This window comes from Winslowiella sp. 2C04 (assembly GCF_050037805.1).
Taxonomy (GTDB): Bacteria; Pseudomonadota; Gammaproteobacteria; order Enterobacterales; family Enterobacteriaceae; genus Erwinia; species Erwinia toletana_A.
On sequence record NZ_CP188300.1, the window covers coordinates 3011230 to 3031932 of the forward strand.

A 20703-nucleotide genomic window follows, 5' to 3' on the forward strand; every position below is an offset into this window, starting at 1 on the left:
TTCATTTTAATCTGCGAGATGTTTTCAGAAATTGAGGTTGATCTTTATCCACAAGCTAGTTACTGTATATCCATACAGTAACACTGCGAGCGAACAAAATATGCGTACTCATCTGCTGAAAACTCAATCTGCTAATGCTGTGATTCATCCTTCCCGTCACACGCCCTCTGTGCCGTCGGTTTCAGGTGGATGTATCAGTGAACTGACTTACAGTGAAGATCAACCAGGCATGACGCAAATGCTGTTATTACCGCTGCTTCAGCAGCTGGGAACGCAATCTCGCTGGCAGTTGTGGCTGACGCCGCCACAAAAATTAAGCCGTCGCTGGTTGCTGCAGTCGGGTTTACCACTGGATAAAGTGATGCAGATTCCACAGGCCGGACAAATCAGCACCGTAGACGCGATGATTAAAGCGTTGCAGACGGGAAATTACAGCGTTGTGTTGGGGTGGTTACCGGAAGATATCGACAGCGACGATCGTCGTCGGCTGGATGAAGCAGCAGCAATTGGCCAGGCTTTGGGTCTGATTATGCGACCTCAGTTTTGCGTTTCGTCCTCCGCCAGACCAGAAAGTGGGCTAAAAATTCACTCTACTTTGTATCATTAAGTAAAAATAAGATTTATCCCAGGATTTTTTTACAATTACTTCTTCATAACACACTGATTCTGCTCTGGCGCGGCTGCGCAAAGGTTTAGCCGCAAAAAGTTCCCAGATTTAATGCATAAAATAGCCCTTAAAATGTTAAATTTTATGTATGAAACACTGTTTTTTTACTGCGCGCCATCACATCCTACTTGTAAGTTTGCTGGTACGTTGTAGACTTTATCTCGCCAGGGTGCTCAATAACCTCCGTTTTTCGGTAGAGTAATAATCGAGCTTGATAACCCGGCGAAGGATTAAACCAAGGGCTTAATTTAAAGCTCATTGCCTATTTGGATGATAACGAGGCGCAAAAATGAAAAAGACAGCTATCGCAATTGCAGTGGCACTGGCTGGCTTCGCTACCGTAGCGCAGGCCGCTCCGAAAGATGACACCTGGTACACCGGTGCTAAACTGGGCTGGTCTCAGTACCACGACAAAGGTTACTACGGTAACGGTTATGTAGATAACGATGGTCCATCTCATGAAAACCAGCTTGGCGCTGGTGCATTCGTGGGTTATCAGGCTAATCCATATCTGGGCTTCGAGCTGGGCTATGACTGGCTGGGCCGCATGCCTAACAAAGGCGACAAAGTAAACGGCGCTTTCAAGGCTCAGGGCGTTCAGCTGGCAGCTAAGTTAAGCTACCCAATTGCTGACGATCTGGACATCTACACCCGTCTGGGTGGTATGGTTTGGCGTGCTGATTCTACTCAGAACAACAACGGCGTTCGCATCAGCGATCACGACACCGGCGTTTCCCCGCTGGCAGCTGTTGGTGTTGAGTATGCGCTGACCAAAAACTGGGCTACCCGTCTGGACTACCAGTGGGTTAACAACATCGGTGACGCAAGCACCGTTGGCGCGCGTCCAGACAACTCCATGCTGAGCGTGGGTGTTTCTTACCGTTTCGGTCAGGACGATGTTGCTGCACCAGCACCAGCACCAGCTCCAGCACCAGCTCCGGTTGTAGAAACCAAGCGTTTCACCCTGAAGTCTGACGTTCTGTTCACCTTCAACAAATCTACTCTGAAGCCAGAAGGTCAGCAGGCTCTGGATCAGCTGTACACCCAGCTGAGCTCTATGGATCCTAAAGACGGTTCCGTACTGGTTCTGGGTTACACCGACCGCATCGGTTCTGAGCAGTACAACCAGAAGCTGTCTGAGAAACGTGCTCAGTCCGTGGTTGATTACCTGGTCTCTAAAGGTATCCCGGCTGACAAAATCTCTGCACGTGGCGAGGGTAAATCTAACCCAGTTACTGGCAACACCTGTGACAGCGTGAAAGGCCGTAATGCCCTGATCGACTGCCTGGCGCCAGACCGTCGTGTAGAAATCGAAGTTAAAGGCATCAAAGACGTTGTAACTCAGCCACAGGCTTAAGTTATCTTCGTGATTAAAAACCCCGCCAAGGCGGGGTTTTTTATTTTCTGTCGAAGCTGAAAAAAATGAGGCTTACTCTTCCGGTTTACCCAGCATATCTTTCAGTCCCTGCTTCAATGAGGTCATCTGATCGGCGTATTTCTCTTTACGCTCGGCATCTTCGATCAGCTGAACAATGGTTTCTGACAGCGTGCAGTGACGCCGCTGTGCCAGTCCCGCCAACCGCTGCCAGACCAGATATTCCAGATCGATCGACTTTTTACGAGTATGTTGATGCTCGGCATTAAAGTGGCGTTTGCGTCGCGCACGGATCGTCTGCTTCATACGATTATCCAGCGCCGGATTGATATGTAACTCAATCCACTTCAGTACTTCCACCGGCCGGTTTTCCATCGCCAGTAACGCGTCCACCGCTTCTTGCGCCGCGCTAATTTCGATATAACGCGTGATCAACTCCCCCTCCCGGTGTTTCTTTACCAGGTAAGTCCATTTCCATCCGCTTTCAAGGTTTTCGAGTTGCTGATATTTCATCGGGATCTCATCGTGACCACGTAACAAGTTAAGAATAACAGCTTTTTTCCGCATTGCGGCAGAGAAAACCATACGATTGAACAGGGTGAGGTTTCTCGCAGGGGCAAAATGCATCTCTTCTGTGCTTAACCGGCTGAAATCTTGTATAATCGCGCTTTTCCTCAATTCAGATAAAATCGATAACTTTGACCAGTAACCGACTAGAATGGCGCGCCCTACAGCCCGATACAGACAGCTACCAGCCTCTTTTTTCCCAGGCATTTGATGACGATACTGACAGCCTGTCTGCGGTACAGCCTCGTCTAATCAATGCGTTAGGTTTACTGCAGCAGTCTTCGGCAGCCTTCCCGTTGATGCTGGTGAAATGTGCGGAAAATCCAGACTACTTACCGTTACTGACCTCGGCATTGCAAAGCCTGACGGATGACGAGCAGCAGGTTTTCGGTGGCGTGTATCAGGTCAATGAACAAAAGATCAGCTGGCAGGCCGCCCGCATTGCGGACGACCGCTTTGCCACCTGTGGCGAAATCAGCTATGCCGACTGGATTGAGCCAGAACAGCTCTTCGGTTGCGTACGCATTCATCATAACAGCATTACGTTAGAGCCAGGACTGCTACACCGCGTTAACGGCGGCACGCTGGTGCTGTCGCTGCGCAGCCTGCTGGCTCAACCGCTAATGTGGCTACGGCTGAAGCAAATTATTACGCGTCAGCGCTTTGACTGGTTATCACCTGATGACACTCGTCCACTGCCGGTCTCCATTCCTTCCATGCCAATGCAGTTCAGGCTGGTACTGAGTGGCGAGCGCGACGCGCTGGCTGACTTTCAGGAAATGGAGCCAGAACTGGCGTCGCTGTGCATCTACAGTGAGTTTGAAGAAAACTTGCAGATTGCTGATGAAGGCGATCTCAGCCTGTGGTGCCAGTGGACCAGCCAGCTGGCCAGACAGTTAGCGCTTCCCGCTATCAATGCTGATTTCTGGCCGGTTTTACTGCGCGAAGCGGCACGTTACACTGGCGACCAGGAAAACGTACCGCTTTGTCCGGCATGGCTTGGCCGCCAGCTGCGTGAAGCGGCATTGTACCGCGAGCAACCGCTGCTGACCGGTGAAAGCCTGATCGCCGCCCTCAGCGCCCGTGAATGGCGCGAAAATTATCTCTCTGAGCGCGTGCGTGATGAAATCTTACTGGATCAGATTCTGATTGAAACCGAAGGCGAAGCCATCGGCCAGATTAACGGACTGTCAGTCATCGAGTTTCCCGGCCATCCGCGTCCCTTTGGTGAACCTTCCCGTATCAGCTGTGTCGTACATCCAGGCGACGGCGAATTCACTGATGTTGAGCGTAAAGCTGAATTAGGCGGTAATATTCATGCGAAAGGCATGATGATAATGCAGGCCTATCTGATTGCCGAAATGCAGCTCGATCAGCCACTGCCGTTCTCAGCATCACTGGTGTTTGAGCAGTCTTACTCGGAAGTCGATGGCGACAGCGCATCGCTGGCCGAACTGTGTGCTTTAGTCAGTGCTCTGGCTGTCCAGCCAATAAATCAGCAGATTGCCGTCACCGGTTCCGTTGATCAGTTCGGCAATGTGCAGCCGGTAGGCGGGCTGAATGAAAAGATCGAAGGCTTCTTTGAGGTCTGTCGTCAGCGTAATCTTAACGGTAAACAGGGCGTGATTATTCCCGTCAGTAACATACGTCATCTGAGTTTGCAGCAGGATGTGGTTGATGCGGTACGTGATGGCCAGTTCCATATATGGGCGGTCAACAGTGCTGATGAAGCATTATCTCTGCTGACCGGCGTAGAATGGGATAAAGAAAATGCCCCTTGTCTGCTACGCTCAATTCAGGAGCGTATTGCACAAATTAACCAGCAGGATGCTCGCCAGCGTCCCTGGCCGCTGCGTTGGCTTAACTGGTTTAACCACAGCTGATCGGACTTGTTCAGCTTACACCTGTTAGCTAACCTTCGTGATTCACTAAAATAAGGCTTATTAAGAACATGGTAGATAAACGCGAATCCTATACGAAAGAAGACCTGATTGCTTCTGGACGCGGCGAACTGTTTGGCGCGGGAGGCCCACCGTTGCCATCAGGTAATATGTTGATGATGGACCGCGTGGTTAAAATGACCGAAGACGGCGGTAACTACGGTAAAGGTTACGTTGAAGCCGAGCTGGATATCAATCCGGAGCTGTGGTTCTTCGACTGTCACTTTATTGGTGACCCGGTAATGCCTGGCTGCCTCGGTCTGGATGCCATGTGGCAGCTGGTTGGATTTTATCTCGGCTGGCTGGGTGCGGAAGGCAAAGGCCGCGCACTGGGCGTGGGCGAAGTTAAATTCACCGGCCAGGTTCTGCCAACCGCGAAGAAAGTGACCTATCGCATTCACTTTAAGCGCGTCATTAACCGTAAACTGGTGATGGGTGTGGCGGATGGTGAAGTGCTGGTCGACGGTCATGTTATCTATAACGCGACTGACCTGAAAGTGGGCTTGTTTAAAGACACCACGGCTTTCTAAGCACTGATGTGAAAACCTCCGCGCTGAGCGGAGGTTATCTTCCCTAAATTAACAGTCAGTTATGCGTTAACTGCCCTGTCCTCCATGGCTTGTCGCCAACCTCCCAACCAGTGAGACCTTGCATCAATCACCTGATAGGGACACATCTCTTTAGAGCGTCCGGTAATTCCCGCTTGATAACCCCGTGAATGCGCCCGTTCCAGACGATCACGTTTCTGTCTCTTCATCATGCCTCGGTTCCCTCATTTAGGTCTGCTGGAATGTGGTGTAAAGAAAACAGTGGTCACAGAATGTGCAGCCACAATTAAGTTCTACAGCCTAATATTGGAAAGATCAATGCGCAAAATTCACGCCAATGTCATAAACGTTGGATATGATATGCAGCCTGCTGGCGGCAGCAGACCCGATAAAAGTGGATTATCTTTCTGAAATATCAAATAAAAAGTCCCTGAAGCTGAGAGCAACACGCTCTCAGACAATCAAGGACTTAGCGGTTTAGTAAAAATTTGTCTAATTTAAGCGCGAAAGCTCATTAGCCATTCGCTGAGCTTCCTGCTGCCAACCCTTCGCCAGCGTTCTGACCAACGCATCGTATCCATCCTCATCCTGCGGTAATGCCATCAGGAACGGTCGCTTAATCAGCTGGCTGTCGTGTTGCAGAATCCATTGACCGCTAATAATCACTTTACCGTCATAGCGGCCATGGAAACCAGTCACATTGACGTTAAGCGTATCGTGCTTATCACCCAGCGGCGTCGCCGAGACAATCCAGCCCGGCAGCACAGCGCTAAGGTTACTTACCAGCGTCTGTTGCAGCTGCTGGTCCAACGGGCTGGCCCACAGATTGTTGGCGGCAATGACATATTGCACATCGCTGGTCTGATAGACCACGCCGCTGCCGGCGAGGTAATCAGGCACTGATACGTGCTCAATCCACAGAATCGGCTTGTCAGGCGCGTTGCTGTTGATGGTGCTGGCACTGCCGGCCGCAGCCGGTAGTTGATAGTAAGTGGTTTCCGTTGTACTGCTACAGGCGCTCAGTGCCAGCGCCATTGCCACAGGGATCCATTTCATCATTGTTTAGCCCTCTTTGGCTGTGGGTCCTGGCCTGGTTTTGCTTCGAAGACCAGCGCGTTACTCTTATTATTCAGCGTTCTCAATACTGGCTGCAGTTCACGTAGTACCTGGTCGAGACGCTGCATATCGCCAACCATTTTGCTGTAAGCTGGCGAACCTGGCTGGAAGCCTTTCATACTGCGATTCAGTTCACGCAGGGTTTGTTGCATATCCTGCGGCAGCTCTTTCATCGACTGGCTGGAGGTGATCTGGTTGATATTATCCAGCGTCTTCTGCAACTCACGCAGCGTACGCTGGCTTTCTGCCAGAGTATTGGTTGCCTCGTTCACCATCGGATTCAGTGGCAACGCATTAACCTTATCCAGCGCCGTCATCAGTTTCTGCTGAATCTGGCTCAGACCGCTACTGGTGGTTGGAATAATCTCGTAACCGCCAATCTCATTTGGCCCGGTGTAAGGTTTCACTGAGTTATAGAAGTCGAGATCAACATACAGTGACCCGGTCAGTAAATTGGCCGATTTCAGTGAGGCGCGCAGCCCCTGCTTTCTGCCTTCCTGCAAGCGACGTTCCAGATCGAAGTTGCTGCCCATCATTTTAACGAAGCGTTGCGGCTCAATACGCACCAGCACCGGAATACGATAATCGTTATTCAGCTGCTGATTAGTACCCGGAACAAGGAAAGGTACCTGCGCTACGGTTCCCAGACGGATGCCGCGAAACTCGACCGGTGCGCCCGGCTGCAGACCACGAATCGAATCGTCAAAGAACATAACGAAGTCTTTATGCTCGGTGTACAGCGAATTCTGGATGCTGCGCTGATCGTCAAACAGCTGATACTCAGCATTATTTTCCGCTGGCTCGCCGAGGTCGCGCCCATCTGGCACGTCGAAGCTGACGCCACCGCTAAACAGGGTCGTCAGTGAGCCCATTTCCACGCGCATGCCGGAAGCCGACATATCCACGGCGATGCCGCTGTCTTTCCAGAAGCGCACGTTGGTGGTGATCAGACGATCGTAAGGCGCGGTAACAAACAGCTGATAGCGCATTGAGCGCTTGTCGGTATCGAACTGGCTGGTCTCAACTGAGCCAACGCGATAGCCACGGAACAATACCGGATCGCCGGCATTCAGTTGCCCGGCTTTATTGCTGTAAAGGGTAATACGCACCCCTTTCGCATCAGGCGGTGCCAGCGGTGGCGAATCCAACAGCTCGTAGCTTTCCGGCTTAGCACCGTCAGTACTGCCCGGCTGCAGTTCAATATAGGCACCGGAAAGTAGCGTTCCGAGCCCGGTCACGCCTTCCTTACCAATTTGCGGTTTTACTACCCAAAACGCGGTATCACTTTTCAGTAGCTTCTCCATACCGGAGTTCATGCGCGCTTTGATTTCCACATGATGCAAATCGTCGCTCAGCACCGCGCTTTCAACGATACCGACGTTAACGCTACGACTTTTAATTGTGGTCTTACCGCCTTCAATCCCTTCGGCATTGGTGGTGATCAGGGTGACTTCAGGCCCCTGATGGCTGAAATGATAAAACAGTATCCACGCACCGATCAGAATGGTTACGATCGGGATGATCCAGACCGGCGACCAGCGTTTGATCTGCTCGACTTTGGCAACGCCGTGATTATTTTCCGTCAACGCTCGGCTCCTTCAAACTTTTATCTCGTACTCGATCCCAGGTCAGGCGCGGATCAAAAGTGATTGCCGCGAACATGGTGAGAATCACCACCACCGCAAACAACAGCGCACCTGTAGCAGGATAAATACTCATTAATCGCCCCATACGCACCAGCGCAGAGAGCACGGCAATAACAAAAACGTCGATCATCGACCAACGTCCGACAAACTCCACCACTTCATAGATCAGATGCATCTTTTCGCTGTCGTGACGACCACGGCCACGCCCATGCGCATCCCAGCAGAGCCAGCCAATGGCAATCATCTTCAACGACGGCACCATTATGCTGGCGATAAAAATCACCAGCGCGACCGGATAAGAACCGTCGCTCCACAACAGAATAACCCCGGCCATAATGGTTGAATCCATTTTGTTGCCGAGCGCTTCAGTGACCATGATTGGCATCAGGTTGGCCGGAACATACAGCACAATTGAAGTGATCAGCAGCGCGATGGTCCATTGCAGGCTGTGCCTGCGTCTGGCATGCCCGGTGGTTCCGCAACGCGGACAGACCAGCTGATCGACGGGAAGAATCGCAGTACAGCAACGACAGGAGCGCACGCCCTGGCGCAGGCCGCTAATACCGGCAATCGGTTTATGCGGCAGTGCTGGCATCGGATCGACTTGCTGCCATAGCCAGCGGCGATCGACACACTGAAACGCGCGCAGCTGTAACACACAAAACAGACACCAGGGAACAAAGCTGCTGCCGATACCGATATCGCCATAGGCCATCAGTTTGACGAAACTGACCAGCACGCCGGCGAGGAAGATCTCCGCCATACTCCAGCTTTTCAGCTGAAACAGTATACGAGCCATCCAGCGCCGCAGCGGTTCGGCCATGCGCACCTTATTCACCAGCAGCAAAATCGCCACCATGCAAAAAGCCGGAACGCCCTGCACAAACAGCATAAACAGTGTCGCGAGACTGCTGTAATTCTCAGAAACCATCACCTGCGGAATCTGCATCAGGGTGATCTGGCTGCTCAGACCGGCGACCTGCATATTAACAAAAGGAAAAAGGTTGGCGAGCAACAGCATAAACAGTGCAGCAATCGCGTAGCCGGTTGGCCGCTTGCGCGGCTCAACCCAGTTGGCAATTAATGTGGTGTGACAGCGTGGACAACTCGCTTTGCTGCCGGGTTTAATCTCCGGCAGCTGTGTCATCAGGTCACATTGGGGACAGAGCATCCAGTGATGCGCGTGGTCCGACGAACACATACCTTACACTCCCGTTATATCAGGCACCGTTTTTCAGGGATTCAAGGTATTCCCAGCGCTCGAAAGCCACTTCAAGCTCCTGCTCGGTTTGCGCCAGCGCATCCAGCACCGGTTGGGTTTTATCGTGCGGCTGGTTGAAGAAATTGGCATCGGCCATCTGCGCCTGCAGATCGACAATCTTGTTCTCCAGCTGCTCCAGCTTTTGCGGCAGCTGTTCCAGTTCACGTTGCAGGTTATAGCTTAGTTTGGTTACCGGCCGTTTAACAGTTTCGCTTTTAGCACTTTCCTGCTTTGGCGTGTTGGCGGCCGGTTTGCTGGCGGCGCGAGTTTGTTTGTAAGCCGCACGCTGCAACTGCGCATCGTGATAGCCACCAACAAAGCTGCCAATCTCACCATTGCCTTCAAAGATCCAGCAGTCGGTAACGGTATTGTCGACAAACTGACGATCGTGGCTGACCAGCAGCACGGTACCCTGATAGCCATCAATCAGCTCTTCCAGCAGCTCCAGCGTTTCCACATCGAGGTCGTTGGTCGGTTCATCGAGAATCATCAGGTTGCTGGGTTTCAGGAACAGGCGCGCCAGCAGCAGACGGTTACGCTCACCACCGGACAACGCACGTACCGGAGTCATTGCGCGTTTCGGGTGGAACAGGAAGTCCTGCAAATAACCCAGTACGTGGCGCGGCTTACCGTTTACCAGCACTTCTTGCTTACCTTCGGCAAGGTTATCCATCACGGTGCGGTCCGGATCGAGTTCAGCACGGTGCTGATCGAAATAAGCCACTTCCAGTTTGGTGCCAATATGCACACGGCCGCTGTCGGCTTTCAGCTGATCGAGCATCAGCTTCAGCAAGGTGGTTTTACCACAGCCGTTCGGGCCAACCAGTGCAATCTTGTCGCCGCGCTGCACCTGTACCGAGAAATCTTTCACCAGCTGTTTGCCCGAGATGCCGTAATCGACATTTTCCAGCTCAAAGACGATTTTGCCTGAACGGCTGGCTTCGCCCACCGACATATTGGCTTTGCCCATTACTTCGCGGCGCTCAGAACGCTCGCGACGTAAGGCTTTTAATGCGCGCACGCGGCCTTCATTACGGGTACGACGCGCCTTAATGCCCTGACGAATCCAGACTTCTTCCTGCGCCAGTTTACGGTCGAACTCGGCGTTCTGCATCTCTTCCACGCGCAGCGCTTCTTCTTTACCCAGCAGATACTGGTCGTAATCACCCGGCCAGGAAACCAGCTTGCCGCGATCGAGATCGACAATGCGGGTTGCCATATTGCGAATAAAGGAACGGTCGTGGGAAATAAATACGATGCTGCCCTGGAAGGTTTTCAGGAATCCTTCCAGCCAGTCGATAGTTTCAATATCGAGGTGGTTCGTTGGCTCATCGAGCATCAGCACGCGCGGATTACTGACCAGCGCACGACCCAGCGCCGCTTTACGCAGCCAGCCTCCGGACAGTGAAGAGAGTGGCACATCGGCCTGCAGGCCAATCTGCTCAAGCACATCATTAATGCGGCTCTCGAGCTGCCACAGATTCTGGTGATCGAGAATCGTTTGCAGACGCGCCATCTCGTTAAGGTTTTTATCGCTCGGATCTTCCATCACCACATGGGAAATTGCGTGATAGGCCTTCAGATGCTCAGCCTGCTCGGCGACACCTTCAGCGACAAAGTCATACACCGAACCCTCGACGTTACGCGGTGGATCCTGCTGCAGGCGGGCAACAATCAGATCCTGTTCGTAAATGATACGGCCATCGTCCAGAGGCTGTTCGCCGTTGATAATTTTCATCAGCGTCGATTTACCGGCGCCATTACGGCCTACCAGACAGACGCGTTCATTCTCTTCGATATGAAGCTCAGTGTTATCCAACAGCGGCGCATCGCTGAATGACAGGTAAGCACCATGAATACTGATCAGTGACATAAAAACTTATTCCTTACCAGCATGAGTAATCAGCCAGCAGTTATGAATTTGACGGTTGCGGGCAAAATCCTGCGACTGGGTTTTGGCCGTAATTTCCTGCGCATTCAGACCCAGTGACGCCAGTCCCTGTTGGTCCATTTTGAATCCGCGTTTATTGTTGGAGAACATGATGGTGCCGCCCTTACGTAACAGACGCTTCAGGTCGGTCATCAGCGCCAGATGATCGCGCTGAACATCAAAACTCTCTTCCATACGTTTTGAGTTGGAGAAAGTCGGTGGATCAATAAAGATCAGATCGAACTGCTCCTGACTTTCGCGCAGCCAGCTGAGGCAATCTGCCTGCATCAGACGATGCTGACGCCCGGTCAGGCCATTCAGGCGCAGGTTGCGCTCTGCCCACTCCAGATAAGTCCGTGACATATCCACGGTAGTGGTGCTGCGCGCACCGCCCAGCCCGGCATGCACGCTGGCGCTGCCGGTGTAAGCAAACAGGTTAAGGAAATCCTTACCTTTGCTCATCTGGCCAAGCATTTTACGCGCCACGCGGTGGTCAAGGAACAGGCCGGTATCGAGATAGTCGGTCAGGTTGACCCATAATTTTGCATTAAATTCCGAAACTTCAAAGAAATCGCCCTTCTCACCCAGTTTCTGATACTGGCTTTTACCCTTCTGCTTTTCACGCGTTTTCATCACCAGCTTGTTAGCTGGCAGATTAAGCACGCTCAGGGTGGCAGAAATGACGTCGAACAGGCGCTGACGAGCTTTATTTGGATCGATAGTTTTCGGCGGCGCATACTCCTGCACCACGACCCAGTCACCGTAGCGGTCGACCGCCACGTTGTAGTCTGGCAGATCGGCGTCGTAAATACGGTAGCATTCGATGCCTTCCTGCTTCGCCCACTTTTCCAGTTTCTTCAGATTTTTACGCAGGCGGTTGGCATAATCTTCCGCGATCTGCCCTACCGCGTTTGGCGAGCTGTTGACCGCCAGCTGATAGTTTTTCTGTACGCAGTCCAGCGGGCCGTTTTTCGCTTTAAACTGGCGATCGGCACGCAGTTGCAGGCAGCTTAACAGCTCCGGTGATGCGCTGAACAGCGACAGATTCCAGCCACCAAAGTGGCTTTTCATAATGCGACCCAGCTGGGAGTGCAGTGCAATCAACGCCGGCTCGCTCTCGAGACGCTCGCCGTATGGCGGGTTACTCAGCACGGTGCCGGTTGGCCCTTCCGGCAATGGATTGGTCAGTTGCAACACATCCTGCACGTTAAAGCTGATCACATCGGCCAGACCGGCACGACGGGCATTCGCGCGCGCGCGCTCCATTACGCGTGAATCATTATCGTAACCATAGAAGCGGGAAGTGGTTTCCTGCAGGCCGCGACGCGCGCGCACCTGAGCTTCACTGGTGACTTCACGCCACAATTCTTCATTATGCTTGTTCCAGCCGAGGAATCCCCAGTGGGTACGATGCAGACCTGGTGCACGATCGCTGGCGATCATCGCCGCTTCAATCAACAGCGTACCTGATCCACACATTGGATCGAGCAGCGGCGTACCCGGCTGCCAGCCGGAGCGCAGCACGATTGAGGCCGCCAGGTTCTCTTTTAACGGTGCCTGACCGGCCTGCTGACGGTAGCCGCGCTGATGCAGACCATCGCCACTCAAATCGAGGGCAATGCTGGCAGTGTCTTTATTCAACCAGACGTTTACGCGAATATCGGGCTGTTCGCGATCGACATTCGGACGCGGCAAATTTTTACGCGTGAAGCTGTCAACGATGGCATCTTTCACTTTCAGCGCACCGAACTGGCTGTTGCGGATCACTTCATTGGTGCCGCTGAAGTGGACGGCAAAAGTCCTGTCGCTGTCGAACATTGCGGTCCAGTCGATCACCTGCGCGCCAATATACAGGTCCAGATCGCTGTAAACACCGCACTCGGTTAATGGCAGCAGAATACGCGACGCCAGTCGACTCCACATCAGGCTTTGATAGAGTAAACGATCGTCTCCCTGAAAATGTACGCCGCCCTGGACGACCTGGCAGTCTTGCGCACCCAGCGCTTCCAGTTCACTTTTCAATAGCTCTTCGAGCCCACGCGCCGTACTGGCAAACAGAGAATTCATATCGTCACTTACTGTCCTGAGAAAATTGTTGCGCATTATAGCTAATCACAGACGCATGTCATAAAGTTAGCTTCTTTTCGTCCGACGATTTATCCGCTTTTAGCCGATTTTCGCTTCAGACTACCCGCTCAAGCATGGAGAGCCCCATGATTACCTTGTCGCGCCTGTTTATTCACCCGGTCAAGTCGATGCGCGGCTTGCAGCTGTCGCACGCCCAGGCGCTGGAGAGCGGTCTGGCATTTGACCGCATTTTTATGATTACCGAGCCGGATGGCACCTTTATTACCGCGCGCCAGTTTCCGGAGATCGTGCTGTTCACCCCGGCGCTGACGATTGATGGCCTGTATCTGCAAGCGCCGGATGGCAGCAGCGCCAGCATTCGTTTTGCCGACTTTGCCGCTGAATCGGCTGCCACCCAGGTTTGGGGCAACCATTTTACCGCACTGATCGCGCCGGAAACCATCAATCACTGGCTGAGCGGTTTTTTTCCGCGTCCGGTACAGCTGCGCTGGGTCGGGCCGGAAATGACTCGCCGGGTGAAAAAACATCCGCAGACTCCACTTGGATTTGCCGACGGCTTTCCCTATCTGTTAGTCAATGATGCCTCACTGTTCGATCTGCAACAGCGCTGCCCGGCCAGCGTTAAACTGGAGCAGTTCCGCCCTAACCTGGTGGTCAGCGGGGCCAGCGCCTGGGCCGAAGACGGCTGGTCAGTGGTGCGCATTGGTGATATTACCTTTGATGTCCCCAAACCTTGCAGCCGCTGCGTATTTACCACCATCAGCCCGGATCGCGGACGCAAACATCCCAGCGGTGAACCGCTGGCCAGCTTGCAAAAATTCCGCAGCGCGGGCGATGACAGCGGCGATGTCGATTTTGGCCTTAATCTTATTGCCCGCAACAGCGGCGTGATCCGCGTTGGCGATCGGCTGGAGATTCTGCAAACCAAAACACCGCGTATTTATGGCGCTGGTCAGGTGGTAGAAACGCTGGCGGTCGAACAACAGGCAGAAACGGCGGTGACCATTGCTTATCAGGGCGGGCAGTTCAGCGGTAACAATCAGCAAGTGCTGCTGGAACAGTTAGAGATGCAGGGCCATCGTATTCCTTACTCCTGTCGCGCCGGAATATGTGGCAGTTGCAAAATGACGCTGGTTTCCGGAGAAGTGAAAGCCATGAAGCAGAGTGCGATTCGTGATGACGGCACTATTCTGGCGTGTAGCTGTATTCCTGCGGGCGATATTGAGCTGGCTTAATACTGGAACGCCGAACAGACCCGGCGTTAAACCGCCTGATCGTAACTCACCGACTCTTTCTTCACGTGCGGTACCAGGCGGTCGTGCATAATTTTAATCGCATCGCCCAGCACCATACTGCGCCCGGCCAATGTCAACTGGCTCTGGGCTAACAAACAGAGCGCCGCACTCTCACCGGTTTCTACCACCAGCAGACGTGCCTGCTCGCCATTCTCGCACAGCTGCACCTTGACCATGTCGCCCTCACCCGGACGCCATTCAACGTGATGATAACTTTCAAAATGCCAGCTTTTCGGCATTAACGGCTTGAGAAAGCGGGTTGCCACCAGTGCATTCAGCACCAGCTCAGCGCGTTGTTCGGCTTTCAGCCCGGCCTGTCGGCATTTTTCGTCAAAGTTGAAGAACAGTGCGGCATCGTCGACGCAAAAGCCAGAGACGCTGAAAGCATCCGGGGTTAACATTTTGCGCGGGAAACGGGAACGGAACAGCATACCATCTGCCAGATCGAGCATCATGCGATCATGCTCTGCGTCAAAAAACCAGCGCCAGTTGTCGTCAGGTTTAATTCTCATGGTACGCCCTTTAAAGAAATAAATTGTTACTCTTGCCTGGAGTTTTGTATTCAAAACCTCTGCATAAGCCGAAGATGAAACGTAGCGGCAAAAATGAATATAGACTAAATATTGATGAATCGGGATAAAATATAAACGAGCCAGCGGCAGAAATAAAGCCCCTGGCTAATTTAGCGGAGAACAGTATCAGAGCCGCATCACAGTTGTGACACTATTTCCTTAATCAGTGGCGGTCCTTTATAGATAAAACCAGAATATATTTGCACCAGTGTGGCTCCGGCAGCGATTTTTTCCCGCGCCGCAACCAGAGAATCAATGCCGCCCACGCCGATAATTGGGATGCGCCCCTGCAGCTCCTGTGCCAGGCGGCGAATCACTTCGGTGCTGCGTAACTGTACCGGACGCCCGCTGAGTCCACCCGCTTCGTCGCAATGTTTTAATCCGGCCACTAGCGAACGGTCGAGGGTGGTATTGGTGGCGATCACGCCATCAATATTATGACGCAGCAAACTCTCCGCTATTTGGATCAACTCTTCTTCAGAGAGATCCGGCGCGATCTTCACCGCCACAGGAACATATTTGTGGTGAATTTTTTCCAGTTCCTGCTGCTTAATTTTGATCGCAGCCAGCAATTCGTCCAGCGCTTCACCATATTGCAGGGTGCGTAAACCTGGCGTGTTCGGTGAGGATATATTGATGGCAATATAACCGGCGTAGGGATAGACCTTCTCCATGCAGATTAAATAATCGTCTTTGCCCTGCTCTACCGGCGTGTCTTTATTCTTGCCGATATTAATGCCGAGAATACCGTCGAAATGGGCTTTTTTAACGTTCTCGACCAGATGATCCACCCCGAGGTTATTAAAACCCATGCGGTTGATAATCCCTTCAGCTTCGACAATACGAAACATGCGCGGCTTGTCGTTACCGGCCTGTGGGCGCGGGGTGACGGTGCCAATTTCGACAAACCCAAAGCCCATCGCGGCAAAAGCATCGATACATTCGCCGTTTTTATCCAGCCCTGCGGCCAGCCCCAGCGGGTTCTTAAATGTCAGCCCCATACACTTCACCGGTTTGTTCGGTAGTTTCTGTCGGATTAGGGCGGAAAAGGGGGTGCCGGATAGTCGGCGCAGCTGCTGAAAAGTCAGTTCATGCGCCCGCTCTGGATCGAGCTGAAACAGCGCCTTACGAACGATGGGATAGTACATACACTCTCCTGGATTCCCGGTGGCCAAACGGGGCGGTATTATCCGGGATAAACAAAAGAAAAAACAGGATCTAAAACAAATCTCGCCGAATAAAGGCAAACGTTTTCTCTGTTCTTACCGTGGATTGCTCTCCTTATCTGAAAACTGGCTTAGATTTGCCGGATAAATCATTTAAACGCCCCTCCTTGCTCTGTCAGGATAGCTTCATCTGTTCTGAATTAAGTTTAATCAATAACTTTTAGTTATAAGGAGTGTTTATGCGCGTTATTAGTCTGGCGGGAAGCCCTCGCTATCCTTCACGCTCTACGGCGCTGTTAACCCTTTGCCAGGCAGCACTGGAAAAACGCGGCGTTGAAGTGATTCCATGGAATCTGCATAACTTCCAGCCAGAAGATCTACTTTATGCGCGTTTTGACTCCCCGGCGCTGCTGGCATTAAAGGAAGACCTTGAAGGCGCCGATGGCTTAATCGTTGCCACGCCGGTGTATAAAGCCTCTTTCTCCGGCGCACTGAAAACCCTGCTCGATCTGCTACCGGAACGCGCCCTCGAACATAAAGTGGTTTTGCCGCTGGCAACCGGCGGCACCATTGCGCATATGCTGGCGGTAGATTACGCCCTGAAGCCGGTGCTTAACGCGCTAAAAGCGCAGGAAGTTCTGCACGGCGTGTTTGCCGATGATACGCAAATCACCCACTACGACCGTCAGCCGGAGTTAAGTGCGGTGCTGGCTGCCCGCATTGATGATGCGCTGGAGACCTTCTTCCATGCGCTGTCGCGTCGTCATTACCCCCTCGCCGCTGCGGTATAAGGACAACAAATAATGAAACGATTACGCCATTGGTTATCCGGCAGCGCCCTGAGCGCCCTGCTGGTCTTTACCAGCAGCGCCAGTGCCGATGCATCGGCCCCGCAGCAGTTTCGTATTGGTTATCAGAAAGGCTCGGTGAGTATGGTGCTGGCAAAATCGCATCAGCTGCTGGAGAAGCAGTTTCCTCACACCACCATCAAATGGGTTGAATTTCCGGCCGGGCCACAACTGCTGGAAGCGCTGAACGTGGGCAGCATCGATCTCGGCGGCACCGGCGATATTCCACCGCTGTTTGCGCAGGCAGCCGGAGCCGATCTGCTTTACGTCGGTTCCGAACCAGCAAAACCGCTGGCCGAAGTGATTCTGGTGCCGAAAGACAGCCCGCTGAAAAGCGTCGCCGATCTTAAAGGGCACAAAGTTGCCTTCCAGAAAGGCTCCAGCTCGCACAATTTGCTGCTGCGTTCATTGCAACAGGCGGGCCTGAACTTTAGCGATATCAAAGCCACTTATCTGACGCCAGCGGATGCGCGCGCTGCGTTTCAACAGGGTGATGTCGATGCCTGGGCAATTTGGGACCCTTACTACTCTGCCGCGTTATTGCAGGGCGATGTCCGGGTATTAAAGGATGGCACCGACATGAACCTGACCGGCTCGTTCTATCTGGCTGGCCGCAGCTTTGCTGAAGCCAATGGCGGCTTTATTCGTCAGGTACTGGATACCTTCAGCCAGGCCGATGCGCTGACCCGCACCGATAAAGAACAAAGTATCGATCTGCTGGCTAAAGCCATTGGCTTACCCAAACCGGTTGTTGCTACCTACCTCAGCCACCGCCCGCCTACCGTGATTACGCCGGTAAGTGAGCAAACGGCCAAAGCGCAGCAACACACCGCAGACCTGTTTTATCAGAATCGTTTAATGCCGGTGAAAGTCGATATTACCGATCGCATCTGGCACGACGCACCCGCACATCAATAAGGAGCACATCATGAGTCTTTCCGTTTTCTGGTTTCTGCCTACTCACGGTGACGGCCATTATCTTGGTACCGGAGAAGGCGCTCGTCCGGTCGATCATGGCTATCTGCAACAGGTCGCGCAGGCGGCGGACCGCCTTGGCTTTGGCGGCGTACTGATCCCTACCGGCCGCTCCTGCGAGGATGCCTGGCTGGTGGCAGCCTCACTGATTCCGGTTACTCAGCGCCTGCGTTTCCTCGTGGCGCTGCGTCCGGGAGTCATTTCCCCTACTCAGGCCGCTCGTCAGGCCGCAACCCTCGATCGCCTTTCCAATGGTCGCACCTTGTTTAACCTGGTGACCGGCGGCGATCCGGAAGAACTGGCCGGTGATGGTGTGTTTCTCGACCATCGTGAACGGTATGAAGAGTCTGCTGAATTTACCCGCGTCTGGCGACGGGTGCTGGAAGGCGAAACGGTTGATTATGAAGGTAAACACGTGCACGTACGCGGTGCGCGCCTGATGTTTAAACCGGTACAGCAGCCGCGTCCACCGTTGTGGTTTGGCGGCTCATCGGCGGTGGCTCAGGATCTGGCCGCCGAGCAGGTGGATGTTTATCTCACCTGGGGTGAACCACCGGCACAGGTCAAAGAGAAAATTGAAACGGTGCGCGCCAAAGCGGCTGCACAGGGCCGTACGGTTCGTTTTGGCATTCGCCTGCACGTTATCGTGCGTGAAACCAATGAAGAAGCATGGCAGGCGGCGGACCGACTGATTTCACACCTTGATGATGCCACCATCGCCAAAGCGCAGCAGGCGCTGGCCCGTACCGACTCTGTCGGCCAACAGCGTATGGCGGCACTGCACGGTGGTCGCCGCGACAAGCTGGAGATCAGCCCCAATCTGTGGGCAGGCGTCGGTCTGGTCCGTGGCGGTGCCGGAACCGCGCTGGTTGGCGATGGTGCAACCGTTGCGGCGCGGATGCAGGAATATGCCGATCTCGGTATCGAGACGTTTATTCTTTCCGGTTACCCGCATCTGGAAGAAGCCTACCGCGTTGGCGAACTGCTGTTCCCGCACCTCGACCTGAATGTGCCGGAAATTCCGCAACCGCGCAAAATTGCGGCGCATGGTGAAGCGGTGGCGAACGATTTTGCTCCGCAGAAAGTGTCACAGAGTTAAGAGGTCACGATGAGCAAACTACGGAATCGACTGGCCAATCAGCTGGCTCCCTGGGCACTGCCGATACTGCTGGTTGTGGTGTGGCAGATTGCTTCACAAACCGGGCTGCTGTCGACGCGGATTCTGCCGTCACCAGAAAATATTGTTATCACTTTCTGGCGGCTGTCTGCCAGCGGTGAGCTGTGGCAGCATCTGGCAATCAGTAGCTGGCGTGCGATAGTGGGTTTCAGCATCGGTGGCTCGATTGGCCTGTTGCTGGGGCTGATTACCGGTATGTCACGCTGGGGTGAACGCCTGCTGGATACTTCAGTACAGATGCTGCGTAACGTCCCGCACCTGGCGCTGATCCCGCTGGTCATCCTGTGGTTTGGTATTGATGAGTCAGCGAAAATCTTTCTGGTGGCGCTCGGCACGCTATTCCCGATCTACCTGAATACTTATCACGGTATTCGCAATGTCGATCGCGGGCTGGTGGAGATGGCACGCAGCTATGGTTTATCCGGCTGGAGCCTGTTTGTGCAGGTGATCCTGCCGGGTGCGCTGCCATCGATTATGGTTGGCGTACGCTTTGGGCTCGGCCTGATGTGGCTGACGCTGATTGTCGCGGAAACCATTTCAGCCAACTCCGGTATTGGCTATCTGGCGATGAACGCCCGCGAGTTTCTGCAAACCGATATCGTGGTGGTGGCGATTATTCTTTATGCCCTGCTCGGCAAACTGGCAGACGTCAGTGCGCTGTTACTTGAACGCGTCTGGCTGCGCTGGCATCCGGCCTATCAACTGAAAGAGGAAAACGCATGAGCGAGCTAACTTCTTCGCCGGCGCGTCTCAATGCCGGCACGCCGCTGGTGATCAATGGTGTCAGCAAACAGTACGGCGGCCGTACCATCCTGAATGACATCAACCTGCATATTCCCTCCGGACAGTTTGTCGCGGTGGTCGGCCGCAGCGGCTGCGGCAAAAGTACCCTGTTGCGCTTGCTGGCCGGGCTGGAAACCACCAGCTCCGGCGAGTTACTGGCAGGCAGTACGCCGCTAAGCGCGTCGCGTGATGATACCCGCCTGATGTTTCAGGATGCGCGGCTGCTGCCCTGGAAAAGCGTGATTGATAATGTCGGGCTGGGATTACGCGGTAAGTCGTGGCGCAAGGCGGCGCTGGAAGCGCTGGATGCCGTCGGGCTGGCCGATCGTGCCAGTGAATGGCCAGCGGCCCTTTCCGGCGGACAAAAACAGCGTGTGGCGCTGGCGAGAGCACTGATTCATCGTCCGGGCCTGTTACTGCTGGATGAGCCGCTGGGTGCGCTGGACGCGTTAACCCGCATTGAGATGCAGGACCTGATCGAATCACTCTGGCAACAGCATCATTTTACCGTGTTACTGGTCACGCATGACGTCAGCGAAGCGGTGGCAATGGCCGATCGGGTACTGTTAATTGAGGAAGGCAATGTCGGGCTGGATTTAATCGTTGATTTGCCGCGTCCGCGCCGTCGCGGCTCGGCGAAGCTGGCTGAGCTGGAGGCAGAAGTGCTGGATCGGGTGATGAAACGTGCGCCGGCAGAACCGGCAACAGAAAAACGCTACGCGCAGCGTTAAAATTAAGACGGGCGGCGC

19 protein-coding genes are annotated in these 20703 nt (G+C 53.6%); 10 read left to right on the forward strand and 9 right to left on the reverse strand.

Going from position 1 to position 20703, the window contains the following annotated elements:
• The first annotated feature begins 100 nt into the window (after nucleotides 1–100).
• Together sulA and ompA are read left to right on the forward strand one after the other, a co-directional pair.
• Complete coding sequence (gene sulA, locus ACP3TC_RS13555; RefSeq protein ID WP_313856805.1) at nucleotides 101–607, forward strand: SOS-induced cell division inhibitor SulA; 507 nt, start codon at nucleotides 101–103, stop codon at nucleotides 605–607.
• A 349-nt stretch (nucleotides 608–956) separates the two neighbouring features.
• Nucleotides 957–2024: a porin OmpA gene (ompA, locus tag ACP3TC_RS13560; RefSeq protein ID WP_313856803.1), complete on the forward strand. Its 1068-nt coding sequence runs from the start codon at nucleotides 957–959 to the stop codon at nucleotides 2022–2024.
• Between the two features lie 72 nt (nucleotides 2025–2096).
• Here ompA and matP read toward each other — a convergent pair whose 3' ends face one another.
• Nucleotides 2097–2555, reverse strand: a complete 459-nt coding sequence (matP, locus tag ACP3TC_RS13565; protein WP_313857653.1) for a macrodomain Ter protein MatP — start codon at nucleotides 2553–2555, stop codon at nucleotides 2097–2099.
• A gap of 185 nt (nucleotides 2556–2740) precedes the next feature.
• Between matP and ACP3TC_RS13570 the strand changes: the two genes are divergently transcribed.
• Nucleotides 2741–4492, forward strand: coding sequence for an AAA family ATPase (locus ACP3TC_RS13570; protein WP_426816650.1), 1752 nt, complete (start codon nucleotides 2741–2743; stop codon nucleotides 4490–4492).
• Nucleotides 4493–4560: 68 nt separating this feature from the next.
• On the forward strand, nucleotides 4561–5079 hold the full coding sequence (fabA, locus tag ACP3TC_RS13575) for a bifunctional 3-hydroxydecanoyl-ACP dehydratase/trans-2-decenoyl-ACP isomerase (RefSeq protein WP_313856800.1): 519 nt from the start codon (nucleotides 4561–4563) through the stop codon (nucleotides 5077–5079).
• 59 nt (nucleotides 5080–5138) lie between these two features.
• On the opposite strand, the gene rmf is transcribed toward fabA, so the two are convergent.
• The 6 genes from rmf to rlmKL all read right to left on the reverse strand — a co-directional run bounded on the left by rmf (nucleotide 5139) and on the right by rlmKL (nucleotide 13117).
• The gene (gene rmf, locus ACP3TC_RS13580) at nucleotides 5139–5306 is read right to left on the reverse strand and encodes a ribosome modulation factor (protein ID WP_313857652.1); all 168 of its coding nucleotides are present in this window, start codon (nucleotides 5304–5306) and stop codon (nucleotides 5139–5141) included.
• A 283-nt stretch (nucleotides 5307–5589) separates the two neighbouring features.
• Nucleotides 5590–6156 carry a membrane integrity-associated transporter subunit PqiC gene (gene pqiC, locus ACP3TC_RS13585; protein WP_313856798.1) on the reverse strand — a complete coding sequence of 189 codons (567 nt, stop codon included), beginning with the start codon at nucleotides 6154–6156 and terminating at the stop codon, nucleotides 5590–5592.
• Nucleotides 6153–7799, reverse strand: coding sequence for an intermembrane transport protein PqiB (gene pqiB, locus ACP3TC_RS13590; RefSeq protein ID WP_426816651.1), 1647 nt, complete (start codon nucleotides 7797–7799; stop codon nucleotides 6153–6155). Before pqiB ends, pqiC begins: the two co-directional genes overlap by 4 nt.
• Nucleotides 7786–9060, reverse strand: coding sequence for a membrane integrity-associated transporter subunit PqiA (gene pqiA, locus ACP3TC_RS13595; protein WP_426816652.1), 1275 nt, complete (start codon nucleotides 9058–9060; stop codon nucleotides 7786–7788). The genes pqiB and pqiA overlap by 14 nt, the downstream gene beginning before the upstream one ends.
• Nucleotides 9061–9079: 19 nt before the next feature.
• The gene (locus ACP3TC_RS13600) at nucleotides 9080–10993 is read right to left on the reverse strand and encodes an ABC transporter ATP-binding protein (protein ID WP_313856794.1); all 1914 of its coding nucleotides are present in this window, start codon (nucleotides 10991–10993) and stop codon (nucleotides 9080–9082) included.
• Between the two features lie 6 nt (nucleotides 10994–10999).
• The gene (rlmKL, locus tag ACP3TC_RS13605; RefSeq protein ID WP_313856793.1) at nucleotides 11000–13117 is read right to left on the reverse strand and encodes a bifunctional 23S rRNA (guanine(2069)-N(7))-methyltransferase RlmK/23S rRNA (guanine(2445)-N(2))-methyltransferase RlmL; all 2118 of its coding nucleotides are present in this window, start codon (nucleotides 13115–13117) and stop codon (nucleotides 11000–11002) included.
• A gap of 146 nt (nucleotides 13118–13263) precedes the next feature.
• On the opposite strand from rlmKL, the gene ACP3TC_RS13610 reads away from it, so the two are divergent.
• Nucleotides 13264–14373 carry a YcbX family protein gene (locus ACP3TC_RS13610; protein ID WP_313856792.1) on the forward strand — a complete coding sequence of 370 codons (1110 nt, stop codon included), beginning with the start codon at nucleotides 13264–13266 and terminating at the stop codon, nucleotides 14371–14373.
• A 26-nt stretch (nucleotides 14374–14399) separates the two neighbouring features.
• Here the strand turns inward: ACP3TC_RS13610 and ACP3TC_RS13615 are convergent, their stop codons facing one another.
• Together ACP3TC_RS13615 and pyrD are read right to left on the reverse strand one after the other, a co-directional pair.
• Nucleotides 14400–14945, reverse strand: coding sequence for a cell division protein ZapC (locus ACP3TC_RS13615; RefSeq protein ID WP_313856790.1), 546 nt, complete (start codon nucleotides 14943–14945; stop codon nucleotides 14400–14402).
• Nucleotides 14946–15142: 197 nt separating this feature from the next.
• Nucleotides 15143–16153, reverse strand: a complete 1011-nt coding sequence (pyrD, locus tag ACP3TC_RS13620) for a quinone-dependent dihydroorotate dehydrogenase (protein ID WP_313856789.1) — start codon at nucleotides 16151–16153, stop codon at nucleotides 15143–15145.
• A 257-nt stretch (nucleotides 16154–16410) separates the two neighbouring features.
• Between pyrD and ssuE the strand changes: the two genes are divergently transcribed.
• Genes ssuE through ssuB form a run of 5 tightly spaced genes read left to right on the forward strand, consistent with a single transcriptional unit; the run spans nucleotide 16411 to nucleotide 20685 of the window.
• Nucleotides 16411–16962, forward strand: a complete 552-nt coding sequence (gene ssuE / locus ACP3TC_RS13625) for an NADPH-dependent FMN reductase (RefSeq protein WP_426816653.1) — start codon at nucleotides 16411–16413, stop codon at nucleotides 16960–16962.
• Nucleotides 16963–16974: 12 nt separating this feature from the next.
• Nucleotides 16975–17937, forward strand: coding sequence for a sulfonate ABC transporter substrate-binding protein (locus ACP3TC_RS13630; protein WP_426816654.1), 963 nt, complete (start codon nucleotides 16975–16977; stop codon nucleotides 17935–17937).
• A gap of 10 nt (nucleotides 17938–17947) precedes the next feature.
• On the forward strand, nucleotides 17948–19093 hold the full coding sequence (ssuD, locus tag ACP3TC_RS13635) for an FMNH2-dependent alkanesulfonate monooxygenase (protein ID WP_313856786.1): 1146 nt from the start codon (nucleotides 17948–17950) through the stop codon (nucleotides 19091–19093).
• Nucleotides 19094–19102: 9 nt separating this feature from the next.
• Nucleotides 19103–19894 (forward strand): aliphatic sulfonate ABC transporter permease SsuC, encoded by a 792-nt coding sequence (ssuC, locus tag ACP3TC_RS13640; RefSeq protein ID WP_313856785.1) that lies wholly within the window; start codon nucleotides 19103–19105, stop codon nucleotides 19892–19894.
• Nucleotides 19891–20685 (forward strand): aliphatic sulfonates ABC transporter ATP-binding protein, encoded by a 795-nt coding sequence (gene ssuB / locus ACP3TC_RS13645; protein WP_426816655.1) that lies wholly within the window; start codon nucleotides 19891–19893, stop codon nucleotides 20683–20685. The genes ssuC and ssuB overlap by 4 nt, the downstream gene beginning before the upstream one ends.
• Nucleotides 20686–20703 lie beyond the last annotated feature (18 nt).